Source organism: Streptomyces sp. NPDC104761 (genome assembly GCF_055583445.1).
This window is the reverse complement of the sequence record NZ_JBVJNZ010000037.1, coordinates 15,392-20,387: the sequence shown is the minus strand read 5'-3', so window position 1 is coordinate 20,387 and position 4,996 is coordinate 15,392. Positions and strand designations below refer to the sequence as shown.

The following is a 4,996-nucleotide window of genomic DNA, read 5'->3' as shown; positions in this document are numbered from 1 at the left end:
CCCCCCCCCCCCCCCCCCCCCCCCCCCCCCCCCCCCCCCCCCCCCCCCCCCCCCCCCCCCCCCCCCCCCCCCCCCCCCCCCCCCCCCCCCCCCCTGCCGTCGTACGGGCGGCCCGGTTCAGGCCTTGAGGACCTGGTCGACCCAGCCGCGGGCGGCCGGCTCGAACTGCAGAGCCACGTGCGTGGAGATGGCGGTGACGTCCCGCCACAGCCGCTGCATCGAACCGGAGACCGCCTGGCCGCGGGTGCCGGACTGGCGGAACAGCCGGTCGACCGCGGTCACCGACAGATCGACGGCCAGGGCGCAGTCCCGCAGGTTGCGGGTGGTGTCCAGGGGGTGGGTGGCGGCGCCCTCGTCGGCGAGCCGGGCGGCCCGCTCCAGCAGCAGCCGGGCCGCGTCCACCTCGCCGGCCGAGCGGGCCAGTGCCTGCTCGGCGGAGCCCCGCACACCCTGCACGCCGGTGGTGCCGGGCAGTTGCGGGGCGTGGCCGGCCTTCTCGGCGAAGTACACCGAGAAGGTACGGACCATGCCGAGCGCGGCGCCGACCGCCGGCGCGGCGAACATCAGCCCGTTGACCGCCTGGAGCGGGGCGCGATGGCAGGCCGCCGCCACCCCGCCCCAGGCCTCGCCGGTGCGTCCGGCGAACAGGTCGGCCCGGTCGAAGGAGAGGTGCTCGGGCACGAACACCTCGTCGAGGACCAGGGTGTTGCTGCCGGTGGCGGCCATGCCGACGCTGTGCCAGGTGTCCTCGATCCGGTACGCGGAGCGCGGCAGGGCGAACAGCCGCGCCTCGCTGCCCGTCCCGGACTCCACCAGGCCGCACATCAGTGCCCAGTCCGAGTGGGCGACACCGCTGATGTACGGCCAGCGGCCGGCGACCAGCCAGCCCCCGGCGGCCGGCCGGGCGGTGCCGAACGGCGTCACGGACCCGACCAGCACCGTGTCCGGGCCGGCCGCCCAGATCCTCGCCTGGCCCTGCTCGGGCAGGAACGCCCCCGCCATCCGGGCGATCGAGGCGATCAGCGAGGCACACCAGGAACTGGCCGGGCACTCCTCGGCGATCACCTGGACTGCCTCCACCAGCTCGGTGAAGGAACCGGCGGTACCACCGACCGCCGCGGGGACGAAGTGCCGGGCGAAACCCGCCCGGACGATCTCCTCCAGCACGGCGGGATCGAGTTCACGGGCCCGCTCGGCGGCCTCGGCTCGGCGGCCGGCGGTCGCGGCGACCGCGGTCGCGGCGGTGCACAACCCGGCGGTGGGCATCTGTCTTCTCCTCACTACTCGGGTACGGCTCGGGTACTGCTCGGGTGCGGTCAGGACGCGGCCGGCAGCCGGTGGAAGCTGTTGCGGAAGAAGGTCAGCGGCCCCTCCTCGCGCTGCACGGCCAGGTCGATCACCTCGCCGATCACGATCACGTGGTCCCCGCCGGCCACCTCGCGGTCGACCCGGCACTCCAGGTAGGCCAGCGCGTCGGGCAGCACGGGCACGCCGGTGATGCCCGGCCGGGTGGCGGCCTTCGCGGTGTGCCGGGTGTGCCGGCTGGCGAAGGACCGGCACAGCTCCTCCTGGTCGGCGGCCAGGATGTTCACCGCGAAGGCGCCGGTCCGCCGCAGGACCGGCAGTTCGTTCGAGTCGTTGTGGATGCAGACCAGGATCAGGGCCGGGTCGAGAGAGACCGAGGTGAAGGAGTTCACCGTCAGGCCCGCGGTGCGCTCGGTACTGCCGCTGGTGATCACGGTGACGCCGGTGGCCCAGTTGGCGCAGACGCTGCGCAGCGCCTGCGGGTCCACCAGGGCCGGGTCCGGCTGCAGCAGGCCCGCCGCGTGGCGCTCGCTCATGCCGCACCGTCGAGCAGCGGATCGGCGAACAGGCCCTGGCTGCCCTCGGAGATCTCCTCCGCCTGGGCCAGGGTCAGCAGGACCGGGCCGGTGTGCAGGCCGTCGCGCTGCCAGTCGTCGGGACGCAGGCTGATCGCGTACGGGTTGACCGGCACCTCCGGATCCGGGGTGACGCCGAGTCCGCGGGCGGCCCGGTGGAAGACGGCGACCGCCAGCGCCTCGGCGACCCTGACGTCACGGGAGATCTCGGCGGCCAGTTCGTCGTCGGTGTAGTCGACCACGAGGGTGGCGTGGCTGTCCTTGATCGCCTTGGCCGGCACATAGGCGTTGGCCGGGCCGTCGGTGACCACCTTCTCCAGCTCGTTCCAGTCGCGGAAGACCTGCTGGACCCGGTCGTTGACCGCGTACAGCTTCTCGAGGTCGCCGCGCACCCGCTGCATGAAGGCGTAGTCCAGGAAGCGGTTCTTGACGAAGACCAGTACCACGCCGACGTGGTTGAGCATGGCGTCCCAGCACAGCTTCGGCACCATCACCGCGGGGTTCCCGAAGGCCGGGTAGTGGTCCTCGACCTTGGAGAGCACGAACCGGAAGGTACGCAGATGGAAGTCGTTGTAGAACTCCAGCCGCTCGGCGATCTCCTCGCCGGCGAAGTCCCGGACGACCAGGTCGGTGGTGACGCTGTTGCCGTAGCCGATCATGTCCGAGCCGGGCGAGTAGAAGGCGTCCACGAAGGCACCGGCCTCGCCGACCAGCATCCAGCGGTCCGGCGAGTACACCCGGTCGGTGCTGAAGGCGAAGTCCTTCAGGGTGATGAAGTCCGCGATGTCGCCGGTGCGGCCGTCGACCACCTCGGCGAGCTGCGGCTCGTGCGCGCGCAGCCACTCCTGGACCTTCTCGAAGGTCCGGATCTCGTCGTACGGATGGATCCGCGGGTCGGCGCAGACGCCGACCGAGATGTGGTCCGAGCCCAGCGGGATGAGCCACACCCAGTAGCCCTCGCCCATCAGGTGGTTGGTGGAGAACTTCCGGATGCCGGCGCGGTTCATCCGCTCCATCCACCGCGGGTCGTCCCTGCCCCACTCCTCCAGGTCGATGCCGCCGGTGAGGCGGAACCAGGAGGCGTTGATGGTGTGGGACACCTCGCGGGACAGGCCCAGCTTGCGCTTGACGAAGTGGGCGCGGCCGGCCGCGTCGACGAGCCAGCGGGCGCTGATGGTGCGCGGTTCGCCGCCCTGGGTGTAGGACACCGTGTGGTCCGCGTCGCCCTCGCGCAGTTCCACGTCCGTGATCGAGGCGCCCTGGCGCAGGTCGACGCCGGCGTCCAGTGCCATCCGGGTCAGCTCGTTCTCGAACCGGCCGCGGTCTATCTGGTAGTTGTTGTGCGCCGGGAACTCCCGCGGGCCGAGCTCGATCCGCTTGGTGAGGTCGTGGTTGCCGCCCGCGGGCTGGAAGAACCGCAGGCCGTTCTTCTTCAGGTGGAACTTCTCCAAGTGCTCCTTCATCGCGACGATCTCGGCGAAGTAGTGCGCGCCCGCCGGCACCGTCGACTCGCCGACCTTGAACGCCGCCTCCGGCGCCAGGCCCTCCCGCTTGTCGAGGATCACCACGTCCGTCTCCGGACGGGCGTTCTTGAGCTGGACCGCGAGCGTGAGACCCGCGAGCCCGCCGCCGAGGATCACCACATCGGTCGTAGCCTGATCCACCATCGCTCCTCCTGCTGGTAACAAGTCGTCATGAAGTCTGTGGGGGCGCGCTCGCGGCCCGCTCAAGCCCGCGTGGAAGCGGCCCGGCCGAGGGTCAGAGCACCTCGGCGACCACCTCGAACAGGCCGGGATTGGCCGTGGCGTACGGCGGGTTGACGGCCTTTCGGGCCTGGAACTCCGGGTCGGCCTGCAACGCCTTCCACACCTCGACACTGGCGTAGTGCGCGACGTTCACCAGCGGCAACGAAGCATCGGAGACCGCCCGGTGCATGCGGAAGTCGACGAAGCCCGGTGACTCACTGGCCCGCTGCGCCCGGGGCCGCCAGGCACCGAGGAACTCCTCGACCCGCTCGTTCGGCAGCTCGAAGAGGTTGACCATGGTCACGCCTGCGCCGTCCGGCCGCTCCTCGGAGGCGGCTTCGGCGATCACCCGGTAGACCCCCCGGTGAACGGTCTTGGCGTACTTCTCCGCGCCCGGCCCCTCCTGCTCGCCGGCCGCCGCGGCGGCCAGGTCCGCGGCGTCCGCCCAGTCGGCGACCGCGACCAGCTGGAAGCGGTGCTCGCCGCGCAGCGCCCGGTGCAGGCGGGCGCCGCGGAAGCCGGGCGCGGTGCGCAGCCGTTCCAGATGCGCGCGCCAGCCCTCGATGAACTCCCCGGTGTTCTCGACCGGCGCTTCGAGTACCGCGATCAGGGTGACCGGGCCGCTCTCGTGCTCCGTGCTCACGTGTCCGTCCTCTCCCCGCGGGGCGTCCCGTGGGAGTCGTTGTGTCAGTCGTCAGGCGTGCGTCAGTCGTCAGCGGTCGTCAGGCGTGGGTCGTCAGACGTGGGTCGTCAGGCGTGGCAGGCGGGGAAGCCGCCGTGCAGTTCCGCCATGCCGCGGACCATCTCGTCGACGCCGGCGAAGTCCTCGGGGCGTCCGCCGCGCAGTTCGCCGTAGGCGCGGTACAGGTTGGGCACCAGCCGTTCGGAGTCCAGGAAAGCAGCGAACTCGCCGAGGTCGGCGGTGCGGGCCACCGTCAGCGGGTCCAGCCCCTCGGCGAGGCCGGCCTGGGCCAGGTCCAGCAGCCGGGCCAGGTAGCGCTCGGTCGTCTCCAGCAGCTCCGGGCCGCCGACCGGGCCGTGCCCGGGCACCACGGTGACCGGTTCGAACGCCCGCAGCCCGGCCACCGCGTCGCGCAGGCCGCGGACCGAGCCGGTCAGCACGAACGGGGTGACGGCGTTCATCACCAGGTCCCCGGCGAACAGCACCCGGCTGTCCGGCAGCCACACCACCGTGTCGCAGGAGCTGTGCGCGGGGCCGAAGGCGCGCAGCCGCGCCTCCCGCTCGCCGACGCGGAGCGTGAGTTCCTCGGCGAAGGTGACCTGGGGGGGGGGGGGGGGGGGGGGGGGGGGGGGGAGGAGGGGGGGAGGGGGGGGGGGGGGGGGGGGGGGGGGGGGGGGGGGGTTCTTCTG

At 72.7% G+C, this 4,996-nt stretch carries 5 protein-coding genes; all 5 read right to left on the bottom strand.

The features are described 5' to 3' along the window. Positions 1 to 117: 117 nt before the first annotated feature. On the bottom strand, positions 118 to 1,266 hold the full coding sequence (locus ACZ63F_RS42750; RefSeq protein ID WP_469719466.1) for an acyl-CoA dehydrogenase family protein: 1,149 nt from the start codon (positions 1,264 to 1,266) through the stop codon (positions 118 to 120). Positions 1,267 to 1,316: 50 nt separating this feature from the next. After that, positions 1,317 to 1,841, bottom strand: coding sequence for a flavin reductase family protein (locus tag ACZ63F_RS42745; protein ID WP_352367330.1), 525 nt, complete (start codon positions 1,839 to 1,841; stop codon positions 1,317 to 1,319). Then, the gene (locus tag ACZ63F_RS42740) at positions 1,838 to 3,547 is read right to left on the bottom strand and encodes an NAD(P)/FAD-dependent oxidoreductase (protein WP_469719464.1); all 1,710 of its coding nucleotides are present in this window, start codon (positions 3,545 to 3,547) and stop codon (positions 1,838 to 1,840) included. The genes ACZ63F_RS42745 and ACZ63F_RS42740 overlap by 4 nt, the downstream gene beginning before the upstream one ends. 91 nt (positions 3,548 to 3,638) lie before the next feature. After that, positions 3,639 to 4,268: an antibiotic biosynthesis monooxygenase family protein gene (locus ACZ63F_RS42735; RefSeq protein ID WP_351959309.1), complete on the bottom strand. Its 630-nt coding sequence runs from the start codon at positions 4,266 to 4,268 to the stop codon at positions 3,639 to 3,641. Positions 4,269 to 4,375: 107 nt separating this feature from the next. Beyond that, a partial coding sequence (locus ACZ63F_RS42730; RefSeq protein ID WP_469719463.1) for an MBL fold metallo-hydrolase occupies positions 4,376 to 4,996 on the bottom strand: 621 nt, incomplete at its 5' end.

What these genes read in the sequence shown, in the direction of transcription:
- ACZ63F_RS42750 (WP_469719466.1), bottom strand. Translation starts at nt 1,266, where the DNA reads ATGCCCACCGCCGGGTTGTGCACCGCCGCGACCGCGGTCGCCGCGACC.
- ACZ63F_RS42745 (WP_352367330.1), bottom strand. Translation starts at nt 1,841, where the DNA reads ATGAGCGAGCGCCACGCGGCGGGCCTGCTGCAGCCGGACCCGGCCCTG.
- ACZ63F_RS42740 (WP_469719464.1), bottom strand. Translation starts at nt 3,547, where the DNA reads ATGGTGGATCAGGCTACGACCGATGTGGTGATCCTCGGCGGCGGGCTC.